Raw genomic sequence first — 24,437 nt, forward strand, 5'->3', positions numbered from 1 at the left:
CGAATAAAACATACATGGATGTATCGTTAGAAGAGATTCACAAACTGGCCCTGCGATGCAGAGAATTCTCTGCATTCGTGCGAAATGTGAGTAAAAACGGAGCTGAAAGACCATGCCGCGGCCCGCGAAACACCCCGCCACTGCTACTGACACGACTTCCGCAACACCTGTCAAAAAACAGGAGCGGGCGATTCAGACTCACCAGCACCTGATCAACGCGGCCCGCCGGGTCTTCGCCCGTGATGGTTTCGCGCAGGCTCGGCTTGAGGATATCGCTGCCCTTGCCGGCAAAACCCGCGGCGCGTTCTACGCCAACTTCCGCGATAAGGAAGATGTCTTCATCGCCATTATCGAAGACGACTTCAACCGCTATAAGAAGGAATTTCTGCGCAATCTCAGCCGCGCTCAGTCTATCGAAGAAAAGCGTGAAGCCTTAGCTCAGCATTTATACAAGGTCATCTGTGATGAGCAGCGCGTCCTGCTCATGCTGGAATTCAAAATGTACGCCATCCGCCATCCGCGGAAAAAGAAGCGCCTTGCCAATATCCATCACGCCATCTGCGCCCGCTTCAGCGAGGGCGAGATGAGCGAGTACCTCGGAGAATTCGAACATAAGACCGGCCTTGAGAAGCGCCGCGAGACGGCTCGCGTCTCCGCTGCCATCGATGGGCTCGCCATCAACCGTCTCTTCGACCCCGAAAGCTTCAGCGAAGAGCGCGTCCTGAATCTTCTGCGCGCTGTCGCTGCCGAACTCCTCACCTGTTAAAACTTTCCTGCGAACCTGCGAAAAACGGCTGCTACCGAACTCCGTTACTCGAGCGTCCCTTCGAGCCACGTACCCAGCTTCGCCGCATGCAGCCGCACGCCGACAAAGAACTGCCCGAAGAGCGCATACTCCGCGCTCACCTTATCGAAACGCATCTCGTAGATCAGCTTTTTGAAGACCACCGGATCATCGGCAAAAAGATCCACGCCCCATTCCCAGTCATCGAAACCGATGGAGCCTGTAATGATCTGCCGCACTACATCCGCATAACGCCGCCCGATCATGCCGTGCTCGTGCATCATGCGCCGGCGATCGTCCATTGACTCCGTGTACCAGTTCACCGTCTCGCTGCGCTTGCGGTCCATCGGATAAAAGCACACATACTGCGCCGGCGGAATCGCCGGAAACAGCCGGGGAGCCATCGCTCCGCCCTGCCGCGCCGCCTGTTCTTTCACCTGAGCAGCCCACTCCGGTGTCCCCGGCTCAAACCCCTGCTCGGCCAGCGCCGCATAGGTCTTCGCCGACGACTCATACAGCCCCAGCTCGACCACGGAAAGATAAGAATGTGCCGGCTGCAGATAGGCAAACAGCCGCGTCTGCGCCAGCGCCAGCTCCGCCCGATTCAAATCCGCGAACGAATCGCGGAAGTGCATCAGCATCAGGTCGCCTTTGTGCCCCAGCTGCGAGAAGATCGCCGACTGATTCGGATGCCCTTCACTCGCACCCTGCTCCCAGCTCGACAGCAGCGCTGCGAATTCCGCGCCGATCTCGGCACGCTCTCCCGCGCTCAGCTTCCGCCAGCCGCTCCAGTCGAAACGGAACATCTGGTGCAACACACTCGAGCCTTCCAGGGTTATCGGAACCAGCGGTAACTCAGCCAACGTACATCCTCCTTCGCCGCAGGCATGCGCCTGCGCTCCCCTTCATGATACCGGCACGCTTCCGTCCCATTGCAGACGACCCGGAACCACATACGGCGCGTCTGCGCCTACAAGATGAGAACAGTATAGGCGAATAAAAAGCAAATATGTCAACCAGGACATCATACTTCCCGATACTCCTCAAGACGCAAGAGGCTAATCCAGCATGCGGACAGTGCGATGCGATCCCGCCAGAGCCGTGACCAGGAGCACGATCAATCCGGCGCTGAGAAACGTAGCCGCGACGCTGGCCTTCAGGACAATGCCAACAAGCGCAAGTGAAAATGGCATCAGCCCCACGGATGCGATCGGGCAGATTCCTCTTCCCGTCCTCGCGGAACAAATGGTGCATTCGCTGCTGATCAGCTATCGAGCCAATGCAGCGTTATTCCGGGCGATCCGAAAGTTCGCGCAGGAGAGCCTCAATCAGGACTTCCGCAGAAAGGTCGCACGCCTCGAGGCACGCTCGTTCGAGAGACTGGTGGATATGTTCCTGGCTTCTACCTAGGCACATCGTGATGGTCGGAGCCACTTGAGCGCTTGGCATCGATCTATGCATCGACTTGCCTCCCGCCTCACTACCACCGCATCCTGCATCGATTTAAGCTCAGAGTTCGCTGCGATATGCCAGCTCTTCGCTAGCCTGAAACATCGTGAAATCCGGCTGGACACATCACGCTGAATACCACCGCAACTCATACTCCTTTCAACCGAGCATGAGATAGCGGAGCACCGGGACTTCTAAACTGTAAGAGGTTCCGGTGCTGTTGCTTCTGACTTCGCCTCTTCAGCAAACATACGTTCGCGGAGTCGAACCATGGGACGCTCAATCAAATTAAAGGACAATACTGCAGCAAGAAATGCCAGCGGTATATTGAACGGGGCTCTCTGGACGAGGAAAGTCGAATCTGGCGTGAGAAACAGCTGCTGCCACAAGTAAAGGCTGTAGGAGATAGTACCCACCCACGCAAGCGGGGTGAAATTCAAAGCTTTTCCGGCGATCGATTTTGGATTTGATATGACATACAGCAGCAAAGCCATAACTGCGATTCCGACAATGCTATCCCTGCAGGTGCGAAAAGCAAGACCGTCAGCGATGAACGGCTTTGCGGAGGAGACACAGAATGCAATGACCAGAGCCAGCACACAGATTGCACCAGCATAGCGGCTCCGTAACCATCCCTGAAGCCTCTCCGACCTCCAATAGAGAGCAGCAAGGCATCCACACATCAATACATCAAAGCGTCCAGCAAACAAGAAATAACAAATATGATGGAACAGGTGCGATCCCGGCATAGGGAATAAAGCACGTGCCGCGGGCACCAGTAGAAGCATTGCGAAGGCTACCCGCCGTGCGTAACGCAGACTCATAAACGCTACCACCGCCGGCCAAAACAGATAAAACTGCTCCTCTACCCCAAGTGACCATGAATGCGCCAGATACCAATTCCAATCATGGAAGTTATAAATCCAGGTGTAAGTGGCAGCGTGAATCAGGTCCCGCCTAGTCGCGTTAAAAATGCCTAGAGCTGACAGGATCGCGACCACGGCAATCAGCGTATAGTAAGCAGGAAAAATCCGGAAGAATCTCCGAATATAGAAATCCTTGAGGCTAATGCACCCGTTTTTTTCTCGTTCCCGGAGAAGAAGATAAGTAATCAGGAATCCGCTGATTACAAAGAATACCTCTACACCAAACTCTCCATTTCCGAGCGTCGCATAGAGCAACTTAACAGCGAACGAGCGATGCGTTCCAGACTCATGCCCCATGAAGAAATGATCAAAGATGACCAAAATGATTGAAATCGCACGTAGACCATCGAGCGATGGGATGCGCTTTCTTTGAGCAGTAATTTCCTGGTTCTGTACGACAATCCCTCTTGCCATAATTGCCCTCTGATCTTTAGGGTACGGCGATTGTAGCATTAAGAACTTAATAATATTAAGAACTTATAGGGTTATCTTCCCGGCAATCATACGCCTAGTTCCCTTGGACAAGCTGCATCGTACAGTATTCATGGCATTTCAATCATGTCATTCGAATACAGGTAAACACTCAGATAGCAAAGAGAATTGCTTTGTGCCGTGTGTACAACTCGGCGTCGAACTACGGTGAACGAACCAGAATTTCCGTTAAGGATATAGCAATACGCAGACTCCGCTCCAGATTACGACCAGCCAAGCCAACTTTATCCATTTGCGAATATGTGAGCCGTTTGCTTCCCGAATGGAGTATGCGAACGTCGACCAAGTTTCGCATGTCTCGGTCTCAGAATTAGCTCAACGTGTGCTCGACTCACATGGCAAGCGTGTTTTTCTCGCAGAGCACGGCGAGATGAGCGTCGAGCGCTAACCATCCGGAGGCATCCGAAGAGCATCGCGCAGGAGACAGTCTGCAACCCAAGACAGTGCATGGCATCCGGGGCGATACTGGTGACGAAAACACCTTTATGCGAACTTTCAACTGAGTATGGTATTTTGTGGATACGGCGTTGCTATACATTTCCCATTGCTTTACACGCACTCCAATCGCGGTAAACTATACGGAAACTGTATTGCTGCTTCCTTTTGTGCCTTAGAAGCATCTTGGGCATTCACCTAAGCTATTTTATATAAAACGAAGAGCGGGAGTAGTTCAGTGGCAGAACGTCAGCTTCCCAAGCTGAATGTCGCCGGTTCGATCCCGGTCTCCCGCTCCAATCGCTTCACAGTCTTCTGACTCCCTTACAGCTTGGATCCGCCATCCGCCGGAATGCTCGCGCCGGTGATCCACCTTGCCTTGTCCGAGGCCAGGAAGGCGACTACGTCGGCCACATCCTCCGGCTTGCCGATCCGCTTCAGCGCCTGCAAAGACAGAGCCGTTTCCCGTCCAGCCTCGGTCTTCGTAAAGTTCGACATATCCGTATCGATGATTCCCGGCGCAACCGAGTTCACACGCACGCCGCGCGGGCCCAACATCGCCGCCCAGTTTTTTACCAGCGTCTCCAGCGCGCCCTTGGTCGAGGCATAGGCCATGATCGACGGATTCTCAACCACAGGCTTCCCTATGACCGTCCGCGCCACAACAGAGGTCACCACGATCACACTCGAGCCCTCGTCCAGCAGCGGCACCAGCTGCTGCATCAGGAAGAATGGCCCGCGCACGTTTGTTGCATACAGAGTCTCGAGATCCGCCGTCGTGTAGTCCTCGAGACGAGCTGCTTTGCTCACGCCGGCATTCAGCACCAGCACATCCAGGCGTTCGCCCACAATCGCGCGAACCCGCTCAGCCAGCGACTTCGCGCCATCCGCGCTCGCCAGATCCGCTCCCAGAGCCTCTGCCTCACCACCGTTGCCACGGATCGCCGCCACAACAGCTTCGGCCTCCTCCGCAGAGCGCCCATAGTGAACCAGCACCCGCGCACCCTCTGCCGCCAGAGCCAGCGCCGTCGCCCGCCCAATCCCGCGTGAAGCGCCTGTCACCAATGCCGTTTTTTTCTCAAGATTGCCCACAGTATTCACCTTTCTTCTCGAAACCGCTTTGTACTGCGCTTACGGCTTCTCTACCGTCTCCGCAGAGAAGCCGCTCTATGCGTCACACTCCGTGCATCACGCACGGGGATTATGCATTCGTGCCGCCGTCCACGGTCAGATTCGCGCCGGTAATGTAGCTGGACTCGGGGCTGGCAACAAAAGCCACCAGTGCCGCAACCTCGTCCACGTGTCCATAGCGCTTCAATGCCGTAACGGCCAGCTGCGGTTCAGCCCAGTCGCCGGCTGCCGGATTCAGGTCGGTGTCGATCGGTCCCGGCTGTACATTATTCACCGTGATTTTGCGCGCACCCACCTCGCGCGCCAGCCCCTGTGTGAACATCTTCACCGCGCCTTTCGTTGCCGAGTAGGCGGTGAGTCCCGGCGTCAATACGCGCTCGCCCACGCAAGAACCGATGGTGATGATCCGCCCACCGTCCGGCATATGCTTCAGCGCTGTCTGTGTGGCCACCAGCACGCCCCGCACGTTGATGCCGAAGACCTGGTCGATCTCCTCGAGCGTCGTCTCCACAAACGGTTTGGGTATCGCCGTTCCGGCGTTGTTGACCAGGATGTCAATGTGCCCGAAGGCCTTCGCAGCCTGCTCGACCGCGGCCATCACCGCCGCCGCATCCGCCGCATCGGCTTTTATTGCCAGAGCCTTGCGCCCGGCAGCCTCAATCGCCTTCACCACGGAATCGGCAGCAGCGGCATCGCGGGCATAGGTAATCACCACGTCCGCGCCATCGGCGGCCAGCCGTTTTGCAATCGCCGCGCCAATGCCGCGCGAAGCACCCGTCACCAACGCCACCTTGTCCTTGAGCTTTGCCATCATCTTTCCTCTTTCCCTTTGTGATTGCCGAGGTTTTAGTGCCGCATCTCTCTTGGCTGGAACCTCACAGCTAGAGATCAGATGGAATTCTCGGTCTGGCGATCATGCCATAGCGGGAATACAACTTATTCGTATCTGGAATAAAAACAACGGCAGGGGTTTGTTTTTACCTCATCGGTACAATGCCCTCAGGCATATCCACAGATTGAGAGCGGACCGCCCCGGCCGCAAGGAGAGAGCAGATGGACCGGTTTGCAGCCATGGAGATCTTCGTTCGCGTCGTGGATTCCGGCAGTTTTTCCTCGGTCGCCCGCGAACGCGGTATCGGTCAGCCTGCCGTCAGCAAACAAATTTCTGCGCTCGAAACCGAGCTCGGCACCGAGCTGCTTCACCGCAATACGCGTTCCATCGCGCTTACAGAAGCAGGTCGCGAGTTCTACCAGACCGCGCAGCGCATTCTCGACGAATTCGAGAGCACGACCTCACGCATCGGCCGCGGCCAGACCGCGCCGCACGGCCTCATCCGCGTCTCTGTGCAAGCCTCCTTTGCCCGCCTGCACCTCCTCACCAAGCTTGCGGCCTTTTTCGAGCGATATCCTGAAATCGTCCTCGAGTTCGGCTGTTCAGACGGTCTGTCCACGCTCATCGAAGACGGCTTCGATCTCGCTGTCCATTCCGGCCATCTCCCCGACTCCGATCTCGTCGCCCGCCGCTTCGCGCAGACCCGGATCGTCCTCGTCGCCACACCGCAATTTGTCATGCGTCACAGACTGCCTAAAACGATGGAAGACCTCCGCTCCCTGCCCGCGATCCCCCGCGTCGAAGGCGGAGCCATACAGCCATGGGAATTCGGTACTGACGCCACACAGCAGCGCTTTCTCCCCTCCGGAGTTTTCCGCACTGCGGACTTCGAGCAGCTGCGTATGGGCGTCCTCGAGCACCTCGGCATTGCGCAGGCACCGGCGTGGCTCTTTGCCGCAGAGCTGCGCGAAGGCACCGTCCTGCGCCTGCTGAGCAGCTACGAGCGCACCGTGCCCATCTCTGCCCTGCGTCCTGCCGGCCGCCGCGCTCCCGCGCGCGTCCGCGCACTCATGGACTACCTCGAAGAGACCTTCGCGCTCTGCACACAATTCAATCCAAGCCCCGCCGAGCTTATCGCAGCAAGCTGACCTGCACAAAGCATGCGCCGGACAACTCCCTGCAATCGCAATCACGGATGCGCAGCAGCAGCCTTCAGCCCGGCTTCGATTGCGGACCCAAGCTCTTCTCCCTGCAGATCCGGCCGCTGTTTCGCGAGCTCCTGCTGCGCAAGCTGGTAGTGATGCGAAGCCTTCTGCCATTGCTGCTGCATGGCCAGCACATCGGCCAGCTCGAGCTGCACGCGCGGAGAATCCGGGGCCAGGGCTTCAGCCTGCCGGGCAAGCCGCAGGGCCTCTCCAGGCTGCCCGCTATGCGCGAGCAGATCCGCGTGATGAACATCCACCCACGCTGAAGCGAGCGGTACGGCAAAGCTGCCTCGGTAGACGTATACGCCATCCTGCAGGATTGCCACAGGGTGGAGCGTGCGGAATGCATCGTAAGGATTGAGCGCACCATCGCCCGACTCCACGCCATCGAGATCGCTCTCACTGATCAACACCGTGCCATCGATCTTCGGAGGCACCTCCATCGGCAGGCTGAGCCACCAGAGCGCGCTCGGCGTCGGCAGCCGCTTGCACTCGACTCCATAATCCTGCGGCTGCACTGCGCCATCCGGGAAATAGGCAAACCAGCAGTTCGTGATGTGATTCCGGTCGAGGTATTGCTTTACGGTTTTGAGCTGCTGCCCCCAGTCGACATTCGAATCGCTCAGATAGCGCCGTACGGCAAGCGGGCCACCCCACGCTTCATTGCCATAAGCCATATACGCGGGAGCCACGCGCATCACGGTTACTACCTGCCACACCAGCAGCACGGCAGCAAGTACTGCCCATCCATGCCCGCGCCGCAACAGCATGGCCGCAGCAGCTCCTGCAATGAGGTAGAGGAAGGGATACATCGGCATCATGTGCCTTGCGCCGATGTCGAAGTGCGAAGTGGTGATCACCGCAAAATACACGCACACCGGCACCAGCAAAAAGACAAGCGCCTGACTGTATCTGCGTGCGGCATCACGCCACGCCATCAAAGCAAGCAGCAACAACGTCAGCAACGGCAGCGTGGACTTGATGAGAAAGGCCAGAGGGAAATACTCCCACGGACCGTGCCGATAAACCCGGCCGAGAAAATAGGCGGTGTACTCCCACTCCGTGTGCTTGGTATTCGCCAGCCCCCAGAGGTACGCCTCGGGCAGCAGGTGAAAGCGCGCGACCAGGGCAAGCATCGTTCCATCGGATGGATGCGGCAGCGATGCGAGATAGGGAGCGAGCGGAGGAGAAAACTCAAGCCCCATTGGAGCCGGAGCATAGCGAAAACGGTAGAAGGCCCAGATTACTCCCCACGCACACAGCAGAATACCTGCACAGCTCGCCATGAGCTTTCCAAAAACAGGCAGGCTTCGCTCGCGAAGAGCCTCGATCACGGCGATCAGCACCAGCATGGGAGCGATAAAGATGCCGGTAAACTTCGCTGCCATCGCGAAACCGGACATCAGTCCTGCGAGCAAGAGCCATTGCCATCCTGGCTTCTCGCGGTAGCGATAGAACGCATAGATCGTGGCGAGGATAAAACATGCACTGCCCATGTCCGTTGAGATCAACGCGCCATGAGCGAGAACATTGGGATCGAAGACAAACAGAAACAATGCACAGACCGCAGCCAGCTCTCCGAAAACGTGGCGTCCAAAGGCATAGAGCACAAGCGCAGTCAGCAGACTGAAGAACATGCATGCCATGCGGGCTGGAAACAACAGCCGGTCTCCGCCATTGCTGAAAACAAACGTGCGGCCGCCGAGAAATGCATTGTCGGTGTGCGCGCTGCCCTCACTGCCCGGCAACACCGGATGCAGATGCAGCAGCGGCAAAGCCGCCGTCATCTTCACCAGCGGAGGCACCTCTGCGTTGAGCCGGTAGTCACCCCGCGTCAGGCTCAGATAGCCGTCATACAAATGATGCGCCTCATCCCAGTTGGCAGAGTACAGCCGCGCGACTCCAATCAGCTGCGCTGCAAGAAGCAGCAGGAGCAACGGCACCAAAGCAAAGAGAAACGTTTGAGTAGAGCTATTTTTACCCTGCAACGCGCGCCCGATCTGCATGCGCAACATCTTAGAGCAGGAGCGGCAAGGCTGGCGCTTATTCTCTTTTATCTGCAGGTCTGGCCAAAAAACTTCTACGAGAAGAGCCCACGAACGACAGGCCCATGGGCTCTCTCTGGATGCGTGTGTGCTACACCACGTGCAACAGCAGCAGGATCACCAGTATCAGCACGATCAGTCCCAGCCCGCTGCTTGGGTAGTAGCCCCAGCCGCGGCTGTAAGGCCAGGACGGAAATGCGCCGATCAATAACAGAATCAGGATCACAAGCAGAATCGTCATCGTGCCACCCTCCGTTCTTTTTATGCTCTGCTTCAAGGATGCGGCACTTGCCGCAACAAGATGCCCGCGGCAAAAACACCGATTTGCACAGAAATCAGCTCAGTCCCGCTAACTCTCTCGCCCGGCGGAAGATAGCCAGGAACATCGGCGCCGTCAGCTTGCCCGTATTCGTGTTCTGCAACGAAGGGTGATAGCTGGCCATCAGGAAACGTCCGCTGGGAAGTTTGTACTCCACGCCATGGCCGAACTTCAGTTCTCCACGCCGCGCAATCTCGCCGGTGCGCTGCAGGTGCTGCACCACGCCGTCAAAACCGATCTTGCCCAGGCATACGATCACGCGCATGCGCGACAGTGCAGCCATTTCTTCATCGAGATACGGCGCGCAATGGGCAAGCTCCTGTGGAAGCGGCTTGTTATCGGGCGGCGCGCAGCGCCCGACGGAAGTGATCCATAGCCCGCGCAGCTTCATGCCGTCATCGCGCCCCGTTGCCTTGGGCTGCGAAGCGAATCCTGCCTCATACAACACCGGGTAAAGAAAGTCCCCCGAGCCATCTCCCGTGAACGGCCTTCCGGTGCGATTCGATCCATGCGCGCCCGGCGCAAGGCCCACGATCAGCACCCGCGCGCACGGATCACCGAAGGAAGGCACGGGCAGCCCCCAGTACTCCTGGTCGAGATACGCCCTCCGCTTCTTCGCTGCGATCTCCAGATCATAGGTGCGCAGCCGCGGGCAGCGCGTACATGCCACGACCTTCGCATTCAACACGTCGAGTGCTGCGCCCGCTTCCACGCATTTGCCGGTGCTTTTATTTGCCATCGCTGTGATTCTAGAATCACACGCGTAAGCAAACCGGCCAACTCTCCCTCATTCGTCGTAGAATGAGGTCGCTTTCGATTTCTATCTGGCTACGCGCAATAAAACGTTTCCCCGCGCCTGCCTGCAATCGCCACGCAGTACCTTCACCAACACCCTGTCGAGGTTCGATCCGCATGTCTCTTCGCCCGCAGCACATTCTTCCTATCGCGGCCGCAGCCCTGTTCACTCTTGGCGGATGCAAGTCCGCTCCTGCGCCCACAGAGTCTGCTTCCACGCCGCAGCCGGCGCCTGCCGCGGCTCCGCAACAGATCAACGGCGAAGATGTGGTCACGTTGCATCGCGCGCCTACCTCGAACGGCGCGAAGCCCGAGTTCCTCACCGCGACCATCCTGCCCGGTCGAGGCATGAATCTCTTCCAGATCACAGCCAATGTCCCCGGCAAGGGCACCATTGAAGTCTTCGCCTCGCCCTCGCTGGCGGATGCGAACGCAAAGTTCGGCACCACTCCGGCCGACCTCGACGGCAACGCCAGCTTCTCCTTTGGCGGAGCCTTCCTGGTCCCCTATCCGAACCGCATCCGCGGCAAGCTCTCCGCCGATGGCTCGACTATCACCACAGCCTGGCAGGGCAAGACGCTCACACTGCCCGCCAACTGGAAGGGCAAGAACCCCGGCGCCGAGCCCCATGCGATGCACGGCCTCATCATGAACGTGAAGACCGATGACGTGAAGACCGTGGACACTCCCGATGGCCAGACCATCACCGGCACCATCCACGCCGGCGACTTCGGCGGCCACTGGCTCTCGAAGACCGATCTCAACTTCACCATCGCCCTCACCGGCGACGCCGTCGACGCCACCATCACCGCGAAGAACGTCGGCGACCAGCCCGAGCCGATTGCCATCGGATGGCACCCCTACTTCAACATCCCGAGCGGTGACCGCACCCAGGCCCGCCTGCACGTACCCGGCGAGCAGACCGCCGAGGTCAACAACTACGACGACGTCTTCCCCACCGGCAAGCTGATCCCCGTCAAGGGCACGAAGTATGACTTCACCACTCCTGACGGCAAGCCGCTCAACGACATCTTCCTCGACGACAATTGGTCGAAGCTCCAGCGCACCGACGGCGCCGTCGATGTGAAGCTCATCGACCCGGCGGCCAAGTACGGCATCGACGTCCTCGGCCTCTCGCCCGAGATCAAGACCGTCCAGGTCTATGCGCCGCCGACCAAGGAATTCGCCGCCATCGAAGAGCAGTACAACTTCGGCGACCCGTGGGGCAAGGAATGGAAGGGCATGGATACCGGCATGGCCACTCTCAAGCCCGGCGCTTCCACGACCTGGCATGTCCGGCTCAAGCTCTTCGTGCCCGAGTCGAAGTAAACATCTGTAACGGTTACAGATACAAAAGGCAGCGGCCCTGAATTTATCTTAGGACCGCTGCCTTTTACCTTTCCTGAAGGCCTTACTGCACCTTCCCCTTGGGACGCAGCCGGCGCAGATCCTGCGCACACGCTACGGCATTCAGCGAACCGAACTTGAGATTATCGAGCGCCGCCCAGATCCAGAACCGCGTCGTGGCCTGATCGCCGCCCTCAGCCGGACGCACCCGCACCATCACATCGCCCTGCCCCGCGCTGCTCAGATTGCTCGGCGGCTCAGTGTCGCCCAGCACCACATCCATATGCTCGGAGCCCAGCGCCGCTTCAAGATGCTCGACCGGCACCGCCTGCTCCAGCTCCAGGGCCAGCGAAAAGCTATGTCCGTGGAAGACCGGCGCATGCAGCAGCTGAATGGCCACCTTCGGCAGAACATGCCCGGCAAGCAGCGCATAGTGACGCCGGATGCGCGCCTCACTCTCACCCAGGTTGATCTTCGCCGCTTCGCCCAGCACCGGAAGCAGATTGAATGCGGCCTGCGCATCGTAAGACTGCTTAGGCAGGCTTTGGAAGCTCAATAGGCCCACCGTCTGCTGGTGCAGCTCGTCCATGGCCGCGCGCCCGTATTCGGATGCTGGCTCAAGCACCGTTGCCGAAGCCGACTTCACCGTGGCCACATCCGTAAGCCGTGCAAAGATCAGCGCCAGCGCCACCGCTACCGGATGCGCCGGCACAATCGCCGGTGTGGTCAAGTCAGGCTCGCCGGGAAGCGACTCGCTGGCAGCCTCACCCAGCGCCTCGCGCACCCACGGAGAGCGAACCAGCACACCCGGCTCCTTCTCAAGCACATAGGTCAAATCCAGAATGCTCGCGCCGCTCGTCAGCGCCTGCTTCCAATGGTTGCGTGTCGTCTCTTCCTCGCCGGCGAAGAAGACGAAGTCCTCACGCGTGAAGGCATCCGGTTCGATCCGCTGGATGAACGTAACCTCATCCCCCACCGACTCCAGCTGTCCCAGCTGCGCCTCATCATCCATCAGCGAAAACTCTGCGGCGCCGAAAGAAGACTCCGACAGCGCTTCGTTCAATTCCTTGCCGCGCAGCGAGGCGGCTCCAACAATTGCAATTCTGTATCTCTCTGTCATGCGGGGGTTCCCGTGGAAGAGGTAGAGGAGGAGCTCAGCGTCTCCGCTTGCGCGGTCTTCCGGTGACGCTGCCTCGAATAGGCGATCCGTGCCACGATACCCGAGAACATATAGATCAGGGCCATGATCGGCAACACGATCCGCGAGAAGAAGACGAGCAGGTAGATCACCAGCCCGATCAGGATGATGAGCTGGAAAGGATGGCGGCTGGAAAGATTAATCTCCTTACCGCTCCAGAAGCGCCAGGTGCTCACCATCAGGAACCCGAGCAGCCCCACCAGTGCCAGCCATACCACGGCAATCCACTGATTGAAGACCGGACGCCCTGCGAAGGCATGCACCACCGCAGCCACCACGCCTGCCGCTGCCGGAATCGGCATGCCAACAAAATACTTCCGTCCCGGCCGTCCCGGATTCTTCGGCACCGGATCGTGACTGATGTTGAAGCGCGCCAGACGGCTCGCCCCACACAGCAGGAAGACGAAGCAGAGGAAGCCGCCGATCTGAACCAGCTTCTCCCGAAGCGCCGGATCAAGAGCCGCCGGCAGCATGTGAACACCCCAGCTGAAGGCCAGGATGCTCGGCGCCACGCCGAAAGTGATCACGTCGGCCAGCGAATCCAGCTCTTTGCCGAAATCGCTGGTCGTATTCGTCATGCGTGCGATGCGCCCATCGAGCGCGTCGAACGGGATCGCAAAACCGATGGCCAACGCCGCGTAGTCGAAGTGATGCGGCTCACGCACCGAGCCCTGCAGGCTCTGCATGATGGCGTAATATCCGGCGGCGATATTGCCCGCCGTAAACATCGACGGCAGGATGTACATCCCGCGGCGGCGACGGCCTGCCTTCGCCACAGGCTTCAAGCCAGCGACTCCACCAGCTGCTCGTCCTGCTCGGCCTTGGGATTGCGCTGTGGCATCCGCGCCAGCACGGTCGAACCGCCACTCACGTGGTCCCCTACCTTGACCAGGATCTCGGCATTGCCGGGCAGGATGACATCCACGCGCGAACCGAACTTGATCAGCCCCACGCGCTCGCCGCGCTTTAACCGCGCTCCCACCGCCGGATGGAAGACAATCCGTCGCGCCAGCAGGCCGGCAATCTGCTTGAAGGCCACGGTGTAGCCCTCATCCGCGCGCACCACGGCCATGTTCTGCTCGTTCTTCTCCGCGGATTCCGGGTTCATCGCGTTCAGATACAGACCCTTTTGATAACGAACGTCTTCCAGCACTCCGGTCACCGGCGAGCGATTCACGTGCACATTAAACACGTTCAGGAAGATGCTCATCTTCAGCGACTCGCCTTCCGGCGTAGTCACGCGCAGTACCGAGGTTACCTTGCCGTCCGCCGGTGAAACCACCAGTCCCGGTTCCTGCGGAATCGTCCGCTCCGGATCGCGGAAGAACCAGAGAAAGAAAAAGGCAAGCAGCACCGGAACTACCGGCAACAGCAGACTGTGCGTCAGCACATAAAGCAGCACGGCCACCGCAAACAGCGCGATTCCGTAAAAATATCCGTCACGAACCATGGGTTGTCAGAAAAAAGGCGCAGAACCTCCCGTTCATTATAGGTTCATCGCCTCTTCAGTGCCGGAGTTCCCACCTGTAGCTACCAGGCAGGGTTCTTCGTGAAGACACAAAACACCCGCTCGCCTCAGCAGGCAAAGAGGACTGTCCAGCCCGAACCTGCACAATCAGGTGCTTACAGGCACAGAAAATCTTCTCTGCCTGCCTCTGCAGACAGGACAGCGGATCTGCGGTCTTTCGATCCAGCAGATCTAGACAGCGTAGGCGTGGGAGTGACCGTTTCGTCGGGCAGTCAGGGCGTCTTTGGCTCGCAGTTTGAGCTTCTTCAGGCGAGTTTCCTCAAGTTGCTCTTCTTCGGAAAGGTAGGACTTCTGGGTGAGTGCTTCAAGCTGCTCGGAGTAGTGACGATGTTCCTGCTCGAGTTTCAGGATCTCCTCACTCTCCGGCAAGCGATTCGCTTCCAGCTCCATGGAAGATACCTCCTTCTCTTTCAGACGTACAACCTAGCACTGAGGAGGTCTGTCGGCAACGGTTAATCCGGAGTTTTTTCGCTCTTGTCCGAGACATGAGCAAGATTTCTGCCCATCAGTAATGCATCCTCTTCCGGATCGCGATAGTACGCCCGCCGCACGCCCTCATCCGCCAGCCCAGCCCGCCGGTATAGCCCGATGGCTGCCGCATTCCCCGCCCGCACTTCGAGCTCCAGCCGCACTGCGCCACGCGCCCGCGCCGCCTCCAGCACCGCCTCGAAGAGCGCCGCCCCCAGCCCCTGCCGCCGATGCTTTTCTGCCACAGCAATCGCTTCCAGCTCCACCGTATCCAGGGTTACGGACGCCACGGCAAACCCGGCCAGTGCATGCGCGACAAAAGCTCCCAGGACAATCGTTTCCGAGCGCTCCAGCACCCTGTGCCACACCGGCACACTCCAGTGCGGAGCCTCCGGCGCCTCCGCGGCAAGCGCCATCGCCGCCCTCAAGTCTTCTATCCGTAAGGCACGCAGCGTCATTGTTATCCGTTCGCTCATGCGCAGGCAATCAGGCTCCGGCCGGAGGATGCTCCAACCCTGCCCGCACCGGCTTTCCGAACAGCTCGGCATCCGACCGCCGCACGTAGTTCGCGTCGAGCGAGGCCACGTCCTCATAATCGTCCGCCTGCAAGCGGGCGAGCGATGCCTCGATCGCATCCCATGCCGTCGGAGCCGTTACCCGCACCGCTCCCGGCAGCTCAGCCAGCGCATCCTCGCAGACCGCAACCTGCCCGGCAGCCGGGGCATCGCTCACCGCCAGCAGGCGTTCAGCCTCCTCCTGCCTGCCAGGGCCAGAAAAATCACCCCAATACATCTCCCGCCGTCCCGCATCGAGCGCGGCTGCCGCCGTCCCACCTTTTCGCGCCAGCAATGCCAGCCGCGATAACGCCACCACCGGCACATCCAACGCCTCAGCCAGCCCCTTCGCCGTACTCAGCCCAATGCGCTCCCCGGTAAAGCTCCCTGGCCCGCGCACCACCACAATCGCCTGCACATCCCCCACAACGGCGCCCTGCTCAGCCAGCAACTCCCGCACCACCGGGATCAGATCAGAGGCAAACGTCTTCCCCGCCAGTTCACGCATTTGCAGCAGCCGCGCTTCGCCCCCCTCCCAGGCAGCCAACGCTACCGACCCCACGCCACCGCAGCTGTCAATCCCCAACAGCATGAACCGTCTCCTCCTTCCACTTCCCATTCTGTTTTGAATCCTGGCAGATTTCGAGCAGCACACCGCCCGCGCTCTCCGGATGCACGAAGAAATACAGGTGACCGCCCGCGCCACGCTGCACACGGTCCGAGACCAGCCTTGCGCCGCGTGTTTTGAGCGCGGCCAGCGCTGCCTCAATGTCCTCTACCTGCAGCGCCACATGATGCAAACCTTCACCGCGCTTTTTCAGGAATCGTCCAACTGGCGAATCTTCTTCGGTCGGCTCCAGCAGCTCGATCCGCCCCGTCGCGGTCGGAATCATCGCCACCCGCACCCGCTCCTGCGCCACCGTCTCCTCGTGCTCCACACGCAGCCCGAGCGACTCATAGAGCCCACAGGCAGCTTCGAGACTGATTACCGCAATGCCCAGGTGATCGATGCGTGTTTCCAGGCTCTGCAATCCACTCATCACTCCTCCATTCTCGCAGGTTGGCGCAAAGCGGATCATCACCCGACGTCAGGGCCAAGCGCCCGCCGCACCAGCTCCTCCGTCAATCGATACGGATCTTCCGCGCCTGCCGCAATCCTCTCCGCATGGCGGGCCAGTGCCGCGTCATCGAGCCCCTGCGACGCCAGCCGCGCACGCAACGCTGCGAGCAGCATCCCTTCAAATCGCAAACGCCAGAAGGCGGCGCGACGTTCCGCAATCCGCCCACGTTGCATGGTCTGATTCCGCAGACTCTCGATCGCAGCTCGCAGTTCCGTTACACCAGTGCCCTCCGTCGCTACCGTCCGCAATATCGGGACAGCAATGTGCCTGCTGCCTGGCAACGATTGCACGCTGCGAATCTCCCCTTCGAGCCGGTCTGCGCCCTCGTGGTCCGCTTTGTTAATCACGAATAGGTCGGCAATCTCCATAAGCCCGGCCTTCAGGCTCTGCACGTCATCGCCCATCCCCGGCACCAGCACCACCACGGTCACATCCGCCAGCCGCGCAACATCGACCTCGTCCTGCCCCACACCGACAGTCTCGATCAGTACCACCTCCCGGCCACCGGCCTCCATCAGCAGTGCCGCATCCGCAGCAGCGCGTGCCAGTCCCCCAAGCGCGCCACGCGTCGCCATGCTGCGAAAGAAGATGCCACCGGCCAGCGCTGTTTCAGAAGTCGAACCCGCTCCTGACATGCGTATCCGGTCGCCCAGCACCGCACCGCCCGTGAAAGGACTGGTGGGATCGACCGCCAGCACCCCCACCCGCGCACCGGCCTCACGCCACGCCCGCGCCAGCCCATCGACCAGCGTGCTCTTTCCCGCGCCTGGAGCACCCGTAATCCCCACACGAAGACTCTGACGGCCAGAAGCAGAACTGGAGGCAAAACAGGCGGAGAGCAGCATCCGCGCTCCCGCCGCATCATTCTCGACCAGCGAAATCGCGCGCGCCAGCGCGCGCGTATCCCCTTCCAGAACCCGCTCCGCCAGCCTCCGAGCTGCCTGTTCCTCGTCGTCTCTCATCCGCCGACGATCATACCGCTGCGGGGCCGCCTCACTCGACGCGCAGTGCCTCCATCGGGTCCAGAGACGCCGCCCGGCGCGCCGGAACCAGAGCCGCGAGGACTGCCACCAGCACGGTCAGGCACAGCGCCACGCTGAGGCTGAAAGGATCGAGCGGGTCCAGCTGATAAAGCTGCGAGCGCAACAGATGCGCAATCATCACGCACAGTGGAGCTCCCAATAGAAGCCCTCCACCCGCCATGCGCAAACTCTCACCCAGCACCATCACCACGATGCGGCCTCGCTCCGCGCCGAGCGCCATGCGCACGCCGATCTCCGCACGCCGCCGCTGCACGCGATAGGCCAGCGTGCCATAGAGCCCCGTCGCCACTAACACCGCCGCCAGCAGGCCAAAACCCACAGCCAGTCGTGAAAAGAGCCGCGGCACAAGATACGACTCGGCAAACTGCGTCTCCTCCGTCATCGGCTTCTGCAGCGGTATCGAAGGATCGATCTCCCGCACTGCCCGGCTGACATCCGGCAGCAACGCCATGGGGTTGCCACCGGCGCGCACCGCCACCGTCACCTGCCCCATCATCCCGCGCTGCGCCAGGGAGTAGTACACGGTGGGCCGCGTATTCTCTGTGACGTTCTTGTACTTACTGTCCTTCACTACGCCAACGATGAGGTAGCCCGGATCCTGATCGATCCGATGCCCGAGTGCGCCATTTTTCAGATAGCGCTGTGCAAACTCTTCGTTGACCACGGCCACCAGCGGCGCGCCGTCACGGTCGCCTTCCTCGATGCTGCGTCCTTGCAAGAGACCGATGCCCATCGTGCTGAAATAGCCCGGGCCTACGTCGTTCGCGGAAATACCCGCCTTCGCGCCTGAAGCCTCATGCAGCAGCACCCCATCCAGATGGATACCACCGCTCATCAGCCACGACGATCCAGGACGAAAGCGCACCAGCGAGGCGGACTCTACACCCGGCACCCCCTCCAGCCGCTGCATGAGCCGCGTATAGAAACCCAGGGCCTGTGTATCCGTCGTCACCTGCTGCGGCGTCACATCGAAGACCAGCACCCGCTGCGCATCCATGCCCAGGTCCCGCTCTTCAAAGTGCAGCAGGCTGCGCACCGCCAGCGCCGATGCCGTCAGCAGCGTAAAGCACAGCGCAACCTGCACCGCCATCGCCGCGTTGCCGGCAAAGGTCTGCGCGCGGCTCACGCCGCTCATCTGCCGTCCGGCCTTCAACTCGTCGTCGAGGTCCAGCCGCAGCATGCCGCGCAGCGGCACCAGTCCAAAGACCAGCGCTGTTACGGTGGCCACAAGCAGCGTCACACCCAGCACGGCGCTATCCGGTGCGAGCCCGGTCTCAATGTGTGCCCATACCGCCAGAGCGTGCGTGACCATCATGGCCAGAGCCCACCCCAGCAGCGACCCGGCTCCTACCAGCAGCACGCTTTCGATCAGAAATTGTCGCAGTAACTGTTGCGAATTCGCGCCCAGCGCCAGCCGCACCGCAAACTCGCGCCTCCGGGCGTGATTGCGGGCTGTAATCAGCAGCGCCACATTCGTGCATGCGATCAGCAGCACCAGCGCGACCAGCGTCATCATAATCCGCAGCGCCGGCCCATACCGGCCCTCCGCGCCCAGTACGCCGCGCACTGCAGTAAAACCAAGCGTGGCTGGCCACTTCGCGCGATCCAGCTTACCTGCGCTCTCTTCCGATGCCTGCCAGAAGCTCGCTTGCAGCGCATGAACAGCCGCAACCGGCGTCATGCCCGCACGCAAACGCGCCACCATCGGCACCGCCCACCACTTCGGCGAACCATAGAGCGACTCCTTCGTGTCACCCCACGCCGCCAGTTCTGGCCTCGTCTGCAGAGGAATCCAGAAATCCACGCCGCCCAGATAGCTCACACCATGAAACGCAGGCGCGGTTACGCCTACGACAGTCAGCGGCACGCCTTTGACAAACAGCGTTCTACCGATCACGTCCGGTGCACCGCCAAAGGCTTCCTGCCAGAAGCGGTCGCTGATCACGGCGACCTGCGCGTGCGTGCGCTCCTCGTCGTCCGTCAATCCGCGGCCCGACTCCATCGGAGCGCCCAGGCCGGAAAAATAATTGCCGCTCACCTCTTCGCCCGCGCGCTCATCAGGCGTATCGCCCACGCGCACCGCCACCTTACCTCCACCCAGTGGCACATGCGCAATCAGTGCATCGAAGACGTCGGTCCGCTCGCGAAGACGCTCAAAGACCGGGAAAGCAAACGAGGTATTGCCAAAGCCGGTGCCCGAGGTATTCGGAGGCTGCGTCCCGCCGTGCTCCAGCGTGACGGTATACACGTGACCCGCATCGCGCACCGGCAGCATGCGCAGCAACAGCGCATCGAGCGTGCTGAAGATCGCCGTGTTCGCTCCGATGCCCAGACCCAGCGTGATAACCGCCGCAAGAGCAAAGAGAGGCGCGCGGCCCAGTTGACGCAATACGATCCGAAGATCCCGGAGAAACCCGCTCATCGCAGCTCCCATGCCACAAGAGTCACCGCCGATTCATCTCTCAGACGCGCCGCAATGCGAGAGCGCTCACCCGCGCGAAGGTGACACCTTCAATATCTCCCGCGCAATCACCATGCGCTGGATTTCGCTGGTCCCTTCGCCGATAGTGCAGAGCTTCACATCGCGATAAAACTTCTCGGCCGGGAAATCCTTGAGGAAGCCGTAACCGCCGTGCAACTGCACTGCCTCGTCGCAGATGCGCACCGCAACCTCGCTCGCGTACAGCTTCGCCATGCTCGACTCTCGGGTTACCTTCCTGCCCGCATCCTTCAGCACTCCGGCCCTCTGAGTCAGCAGCCGCGCCGCGTCAAGCTCCGTCGCCATATCCGCCAGCTTCCACTGGATGCCCTGAAACTCCGCGATCGCCTTGCCGAACTGCCGCCGCTCCTTCACATAGTGCAGCGAGGCATCGAGGGCACCGCGCGCGATCCCTAAGGACAGCGCCGCAATCGAGATTCTCCCACCGTCGAGAATACGCATCGCGTCGATGAAACCCTCACCCAGCTTGCCGACCAGGTTCTCCTCCGGCACCACGCAGTCCTCGAAGATCAGTTCCGAAGTGTCACTCGCCCGCAGACCGAGCTTGTTCTCCTTCTTCCCGGCACGAAAGCCCGGTGTACCCCGCTCGACCACGAAGGCCGAGAGCCCATGCGTGCCCTTCTCGCGATCCGTCACCGCGATCACCACCACCACGTCCGCATGGCCGCCGTTGGTGATGAAGGTCTTCGTGCCATTCAGCCGCCAGCCGCCGTCCACCTTCGTCGCCGTCGTCCGCGCAGCCGAGGCGTCGGAGCCCGAGCCCGGCTCGGTCAGCGCCCAGGAGCCCAGCCACTCGCCGCTGGCCAGCTTCGGAATGTACTTCCGCCTCTGCTCTTCATTCCCGGCAAGGAAAATATGGTTCGAACACAGCGAGGTATGAGCTGCGACGATGATCCCGATCGAACCGTCTACCGCCGACAGTTCCTCGATCGCCAGCACATACTCCACGTACCCGAGGCCGCTGCCTCCGTATTCCGCCGGAAAAATGATTCCGAGCAGCCCCATCTCGCCCAGTTGCCGCACTACATCCGTTGGGAACTCGCTTGCCTCGTCCCACCGGGCAACATTCGGCGCAATCTCCTTCGCAGCGAACTTGCGAATCGCCTCCCGCAGCTGCTCCTGCTCCTCCGTCAGCGTGAACGGATAGGTGTTCACCTCTGTCTGCGCTTCTGCTATCGACCCCATGCATCCTCCATTCGAGAAAACGGACGATCCTACCAGCTTCACGCCTCGGCTGGCGAGCGCACCCCGCATTCAGAAACAGCATCCGTTCCCAGGAAAGGCACACGCACAGCCATATCTCCTACAATGGAGCCAATCCCGGGGATGGTATCGTTTCCCTAAATCTCCACTGGCAGGAACTTCCGTGTATCGATCCGTACTCCGAACCACACTGCGACAGGGACTCTCGTCCCTCGCCCTGCTCGCCTTCGCCGCCACTGCCTGGTCCCAGGCCTCTGCCAACCTTGAAAAGCAGGGCTATTACGCCGATCCGGAGATCCACATCTTCGACGGCCAGTACTGGATCTACCCCACCACCTCCGATCCAAAACCGGATCCCAGCCACCACGAGAGCTTTAGCCCCGACCAGACCAGGCTGCGTGAAGGCCACGTCATCCACCCGGTCTATCTGCTGCATACCAGCTTCGACGCGCTCTCATCGCCAGACCTGGTGCACTGGACGAAGCATCCCTACGTGCTCGACGTGAAGGATGTAGCCTGGGCCGCCTATGCCATGTGGGCGCCCACCGCCATCCACATCAACGGCGGCTACTACCTCATCTTCGCCGCCAACGACATCCAGAAGAACGACACCTTCCAGGGCGGCATCGGGGTGGCCGTGGCCGATAACCCCGCCGGCCCGTTCGTCGATGCCCTCGGCCATCCGCTGATCGGCGAGTTTCACAACGGGGCCCAGCCCATCGATCCCTTCATCATGAAGGACGACGACGGGAGCATCTACCTCTATTACGGCGGCCAGGGACACTGTAACGTCGTCCAGCTCTCACCCGATCTCACCCACGTCATCGCCATGAAGGATGGCTCGATGTACAAGGAAATCACCCCGAAGGACTACACCGAGGGCCCCTTCGTCATCAAGCGCAAGGGCGTTTACTACTTCATGTGGTCGGAAGGCGATTGGGGTGACTCTTCCTATGGTGTGGCCTATGCGAAGAGCACCAGCCCCACCGGGCCCTTCGAGCGCGTCGGCAAGATTCTCTCCACCGATCCGAAGATCGCCTTCGGCCCCGGCCATCACTCGGTCCTGCACATCCCCGGCACCGATGACTGGTACATCGTCTACCATCGCCATCCACTCGGCACCACCGATATCGCCCAGCGCGTCCTCGCCATCGACGAGATGCACTTCGACGCCAACGGCAACATCGAGCCGATCAGGATGACTGCAGATGGCCCCGGTCCAAGGCCGGTCACAAAGAAGCAGAGCGAGTAGGGGAAGTGCGAGGGCACAGGGAACAGGGTATAGTTCGACGGTGGCCCACCCAGGCCTCTTTTGCCTGGGTGGGCCACTTCTCATGACTCCGGAAAACAACCGGGTGCCCCACATCTCGATTTTGAGACGTGGGAAAGCACAAACCCGAAAGAGCAAAGAGCTTTTCTATACCCCATCCCCGACACCCTGCTCCCTGCTTTTCTGTCCCTTCCCGAACACCTCTACCCGTAAGCGAACACCCGCCGCTCACCACGGCCTCGACGCTCCTGAAACTATCTCCTGATCTGGCAAAGCCTTAGACAAACCAAGGTGCATCTCTCACATGGAGCCTGAATTGCTCTGTAGGCAGCCGTCGTATCTCTCAGGAGGTCTCCATGCCGCACTTTGAACGCATCCGTGACGTCATCTCCGGCCCCTTCAGTCCCGAAATCATGCAGCAGCGCGCAGCCGCCGGCTGGCAGCTCGTCTCTCTCGAGTGGCGCCGCGAGCTCCCCGATCACGAGCGCCCCACCGAAGGCGCCTTCGCCGAGGACATCCCCTATGGACTGCGCATCTCCGACGACTGCCAGCGCCTCGAGGTTGACTCCACCGAAAACCAGGCCCTCACGCTCATGATGGAACTGCTGGTGCAGGATTTCCCCCTCTCAAGCGTCGCCAGCGACTTGAACGAAAAAGGCTTCCGCACCCGCAGCGGCAAACCATGGGGACCGGGCGCGGTCTTCAACATGATGCCGCGACTCATCGAGGTGGGCCCACGGCTTTTCCCAACCGAGGAGTGGGAGCAGCGCCGGGCGCGCTTCGCGCGCTTTATTTAGAAGACTGGCATTGAATCAGCAAGACGAAGAACCGCGTGGATTCCTCGTCTTGCAGCGGTTCTCAGTCTTTCCGGCGAAAGTAAAAGCCGTGGTAAAAAGGCACGCTCTTGTCCGGATGAAACGGTATGCTCATCGACCGGTGAAGATACCACTGCTCGACCTTTTCATACCCGGCCTGCTTCATCTGCTCAAGAAATAAGTCACGATTGAAGACCTTGTAGGGCGAATACGAATGTGTCGAATGCTGAACCGTGAAATATGGCTCCCCTTCATAGACAGGAACGCGATTGACGAGCACGTGCCTGGGGGGTTGCTCGATCCGGGAAAGGATCATCCCCAGGTCAGCCTCAAGATACTGCAGGGTTCCACAGGTGAGAAAGAGATCCACCCCTGAACACAGGGCGACATCCTCAGTAAATTCAATTCGGCTCTCACCACGCTGACGTGCCAGCAATCTGCCCCGTTCCGCCAATGCATGGACATCGCAGACGATCCAGCGGAAGCAATCCGGGATGGAAAGAAAATGTTCCTGATAGACGTAAAAGGACTGCCCGATTCCACCGCCGAAGTCGAACAGTGTCTGATCGCGATGCATCAGCTGGTTCAACCAGAACAGCACCGGATAGTCGCTTGGATTGAAGACGAGGTGAGTATTGGCAAAATACTCCGCCACACTCGGATCATCAAAACTCTTTTTCGCGCTCTCTGGAATCGATGCATGAGCGGCCTGATAGGTGGGATACACACCACGGAAGTGATAGGCTCCGCTCTCCGAATGGAATGTGGCATACGCATACAAATCCCGTAGAGCCGTGGCAATCACCTTTACCGGACGCTGCACTGCGGCCATAGGCATTCCCGCTCCCGCCAGGAACTACACCGATAAAATGCCACGCGGGATGGTATCCCCGGCATGAAGTTTCTGCAATGAGATTTACCGATGCGTCACCTGGAGAAGGCACGCTTCTGCGAAGGAGCAGAGAGCTCCTCTTATC

At 60.1% G+C, this 24,437-nt stretch carries 24 protein-coding genes and 1 tRNA gene; 7 read left to right on the forward strand and 18 right to left on the reverse strand.

Going from position 1 to position 24,437, the window contains the following annotated elements:
* The first annotated feature begins 112 nt into the window (after positions 1-112).
* The gene (locus tag ESZ00_RS02450) at positions 113-766 is read left to right on the forward strand and encodes a TetR family transcriptional regulator (RefSeq protein ID WP_129206610.1); all 654 of its coding nucleotides are present in this window, start codon (positions 113-115) and stop codon (positions 764-766) included.
* A gap of 44 nt (positions 767-810) precedes the next feature.
* Here ESZ00_RS02450 and hemQ read toward each other — a convergent pair whose 3' ends face one another.
* Entirely contained in the window at positions 811-1,647 is an 837-nt protein-coding gene (hemQ, locus tag ESZ00_RS02455) for a hydrogen peroxide-dependent heme synthase (RefSeq protein ID WP_129206611.1), read from the reverse strand.
* A gap of 238 nt (positions 1,648-1,885) precedes the next feature.
* Between hemQ and ESZ00_RS02460 the strand changes: the two genes are divergently transcribed.
* The gene (locus ESZ00_RS02460; protein WP_129206612.1) at positions 1,886-2,194 is read left to right on the forward strand and encodes a hypothetical protein; all 309 of its coding nucleotides are present in this window, start codon (positions 1,886-1,888) and stop codon (positions 2,192-2,194) included.
* A 233-nt stretch (positions 2,195-2,427) separates the two neighbouring features.
* Here the strand turns inward: ESZ00_RS02460 and ESZ00_RS02465 are convergent, their stop codons facing one another.
* On the reverse strand, positions 2,428-3,573 hold the full coding sequence (locus tag ESZ00_RS02465) for an acyltransferase family protein (protein WP_164981310.1): 1,146 nt from the start codon (positions 3,571-3,573) through the stop codon (positions 2,428-2,430).
* A 737-nt stretch (positions 3,574-4,310) separates the two neighbouring features.
* On the opposite strand from ESZ00_RS02465, the gene ESZ00_RS02470 reads away from it, so the two are divergent.
* A tRNA-Gly gene (locus ESZ00_RS02470) sits at positions 4,311-4,385 on the forward strand.
* Between the two features lie 25 nt (positions 4,386-4,410).
* Here the strand turns inward: ESZ00_RS02470 and ESZ00_RS02475 are convergent.
* Together ESZ00_RS02475 and ESZ00_RS02480 are read right to left on the reverse strand one after the other, a co-directional pair.
* Entirely contained in the window at positions 4,411-5,187 is a 777-nt protein-coding gene (locus ESZ00_RS02475) for an SDR family NAD(P)-dependent oxidoreductase (protein ID WP_229740905.1), read from the reverse strand.
* A gap of 100 nt (positions 5,188-5,287) precedes the next feature.
* Entirely contained in the window at positions 5,288-6,028 is a 741-nt protein-coding gene (locus tag ESZ00_RS02480) for an SDR family NAD(P)-dependent oxidoreductase (protein ID WP_129207879.1), read from the reverse strand.
* Positions 6,029-6,270: 242 nt separating this feature from the next.
* Between ESZ00_RS02480 and ESZ00_RS02485 the strand changes: the two genes are divergently transcribed.
* The gene (locus ESZ00_RS02485) at positions 6,271-7,197 is read left to right on the forward strand and encodes a LysR family transcriptional regulator (protein WP_129206614.1); all 927 of its coding nucleotides are present in this window, start codon (positions 6,271-6,273) and stop codon (positions 7,195-7,197) included.
* Positions 7,198-7,238: 41 nt separating this feature from the next.
* On the opposite strand, the gene ESZ00_RS02490 is transcribed toward ESZ00_RS02485, so the two are convergent.
* From ESZ00_RS02490 to ESZ00_RS02500, 3 genes are all read right to left on the reverse strand, one after another.
* The gene (locus tag ESZ00_RS02490) at positions 7,239-9,197 is read right to left on the reverse strand and encodes a glycosyltransferase family 39 protein (RefSeq protein ID WP_229741080.1); all 1,959 of its coding nucleotides are present in this window, start codon (positions 9,195-9,197) and stop codon (positions 7,239-7,241) included.
* Positions 9,198-9,390: 193 nt separating this feature from the next.
* On the reverse strand, positions 9,391-9,540 hold the full coding sequence (locus ESZ00_RS02495) for a DUF3309 domain-containing protein (RefSeq protein WP_129206616.1): 150 nt from the start codon (positions 9,538-9,540) through the stop codon (positions 9,391-9,393).
* A gap of 94 nt (positions 9,541-9,634) precedes the next feature.
* Complete coding sequence (locus tag ESZ00_RS02500) at positions 9,635-10,357, reverse strand: uracil-DNA glycosylase (protein WP_129206617.1); 723 nt, start codon at positions 10,355-10,357, stop codon at positions 9,635-9,637.
* 173 nt (positions 10,358-10,530) lie between these two features.
* Between ESZ00_RS02500 and ESZ00_RS02505 the strand changes: the two genes are divergently transcribed.
* The gene (locus ESZ00_RS02505) at positions 10,531-11,742 is read left to right on the forward strand and encodes an aldose 1-epimerase (protein WP_129206618.1); all 1,212 of its coding nucleotides are present in this window, start codon (positions 10,531-10,533) and stop codon (positions 11,740-11,742) included.
* Positions 11,743-11,824: 82 nt separating this feature from the next.
* Here ESZ00_RS02505 and ESZ00_RS02510 read toward each other — a convergent pair whose 3' ends face one another.
* The 10 genes from ESZ00_RS02510 to ESZ00_RS02555 all read right to left on the reverse strand — a co-directional run bounded on the left by ESZ00_RS02510 (position 11,825) and on the right by ESZ00_RS02555 (position 21,357).
* Positions 11,825-12,880: an Asd/ArgC dimerization domain-containing protein gene (locus ESZ00_RS02510; RefSeq protein WP_129206619.1), complete on the reverse strand. Its 1,056-nt coding sequence runs from the start codon at positions 12,878-12,880 to the stop codon at positions 11,825-11,827.
* Positions 12,877-13,704 carry a CDP-diacylglycerol--serine O-phosphatidyltransferase gene (gene pssA, locus ESZ00_RS02515; RefSeq protein WP_129207880.1) on the reverse strand — a complete coding sequence of 276 codons (828 nt, stop codon included), beginning with the start codon at positions 13,702-13,704 and terminating at the stop codon, positions 12,877-12,879. The genes ESZ00_RS02510 and pssA overlap by 4 nt, the downstream gene beginning before the upstream one ends.
* Positions 13,705-13,739: 35 nt before the next feature.
* Positions 13,740-14,408, reverse strand: a complete 669-nt coding sequence (locus tag ESZ00_RS02520) for a phosphatidylserine decarboxylase family protein (RefSeq protein WP_129206620.1) — start codon at positions 14,406-14,408, stop codon at positions 13,740-13,742.
* A gap of 249 nt (positions 14,409-14,657) precedes the next feature.
* Positions 14,658-14,876: a DUF465 domain-containing protein gene (locus tag ESZ00_RS02525; protein ID WP_129206621.1), complete on the reverse strand. Its 219-nt coding sequence runs from the start codon at positions 14,874-14,876 to the stop codon at positions 14,658-14,660.
* 62 nt (positions 14,877-14,938) lie between these two features.
* Positions 14,939-15,430, reverse strand: coding sequence for a ribosomal protein S18-alanine N-acetyltransferase (rimI, locus tag ESZ00_RS02530; RefSeq protein WP_204520144.1), 492 nt, complete (start codon positions 15,428-15,430; stop codon positions 14,939-14,941).
* Positions 15,431-15,440: 10 nt separating this feature from the next.
* Positions 15,441-16,100, reverse strand: a complete 660-nt coding sequence (gene tsaB, locus ESZ00_RS02535) for a tRNA (adenosine(37)-N6)-threonylcarbamoyltransferase complex dimerization subunit type 1 TsaB (protein WP_164981311.1) — start codon at positions 16,098-16,100, stop codon at positions 15,441-15,443.
* On the reverse strand, positions 16,084-16,548 hold the full coding sequence (gene mce / locus ESZ00_RS02540; protein WP_129206623.1) for a methylmalonyl-CoA epimerase: 465 nt from the start codon (positions 16,546-16,548) through the stop codon (positions 16,084-16,086). The genes tsaB and mce overlap by 17 nt, the downstream gene beginning before the upstream one ends.
* Positions 16,549-16,586: 38 nt before the next feature.
* Entirely contained in the window at positions 16,587-17,591 is a 1,005-nt protein-coding gene (gene meaB / locus ESZ00_RS02545) for a methylmalonyl Co-A mutase-associated GTPase MeaB (RefSeq protein WP_129206624.1), read from the reverse strand.
* A 31-nt stretch (positions 17,592-17,622) separates the two neighbouring features.
* Positions 17,623-20,094, reverse strand: a complete 2,472-nt coding sequence (locus ESZ00_RS02550) for an ABC transporter permease (protein WP_164981312.1) — start codon at positions 20,092-20,094, stop codon at positions 17,623-17,625.
* Positions 20,095-20,160: 66 nt separating this feature from the next.
* Positions 20,161-21,357, reverse strand: a complete 1,197-nt coding sequence (locus ESZ00_RS02555; RefSeq protein WP_129206626.1) for an acyl-CoA dehydrogenase — start codon at positions 21,355-21,357, stop codon at positions 20,161-20,163.
* A gap of 181 nt (positions 21,358-21,538) precedes the next feature.
* On the opposite strand from ESZ00_RS02555, the gene ESZ00_RS02560 reads away from it, so the two are divergent.
* Both ESZ00_RS02560 and ESZ00_RS02565 read left to right on the forward strand, forming a co-directional pair.
* A complete protein-coding gene (locus tag ESZ00_RS02560) occupies positions 21,539-22,627 on the forward strand; it encodes a glycoside hydrolase family 43 protein (RefSeq protein WP_229740906.1) in 1,089 nt (362 codons plus the stop codon).
* A gap of 374 nt (positions 22,628-23,001) precedes the next feature.
* Positions 23,002-23,442: a recombinase family protein gene (locus tag ESZ00_RS02565; RefSeq protein WP_129206628.1), complete on the forward strand. Its 441-nt coding sequence runs from the start codon at positions 23,002-23,004 to the stop codon at positions 23,440-23,442.
* A 61-nt stretch (positions 23,443-23,503) separates the two neighbouring features.
* Here the strand turns inward: ESZ00_RS02565 and ESZ00_RS02570 are convergent, their stop codons facing one another.
* Positions 23,504-24,292 carry a methyltransferase, TIGR04325 family gene (locus ESZ00_RS02570; protein WP_164981313.1) on the reverse strand — a complete coding sequence of 263 codons (789 nt, stop codon included), beginning with the start codon at positions 24,290-24,292 and terminating at the stop codon, positions 23,504-23,506.
* Positions 24,293-24,437 lie beyond the last annotated feature (145 nt).

The organism is Silvibacterium dinghuense (genome assembly GCF_004123295.1).
In the GTDB taxonomy this organism is placed as follows: domain Bacteria; phylum Acidobacteriota; class Terriglobia; order Terriglobales; family Acidobacteriaceae; genus Silvibacterium; species Silvibacterium dinghuense.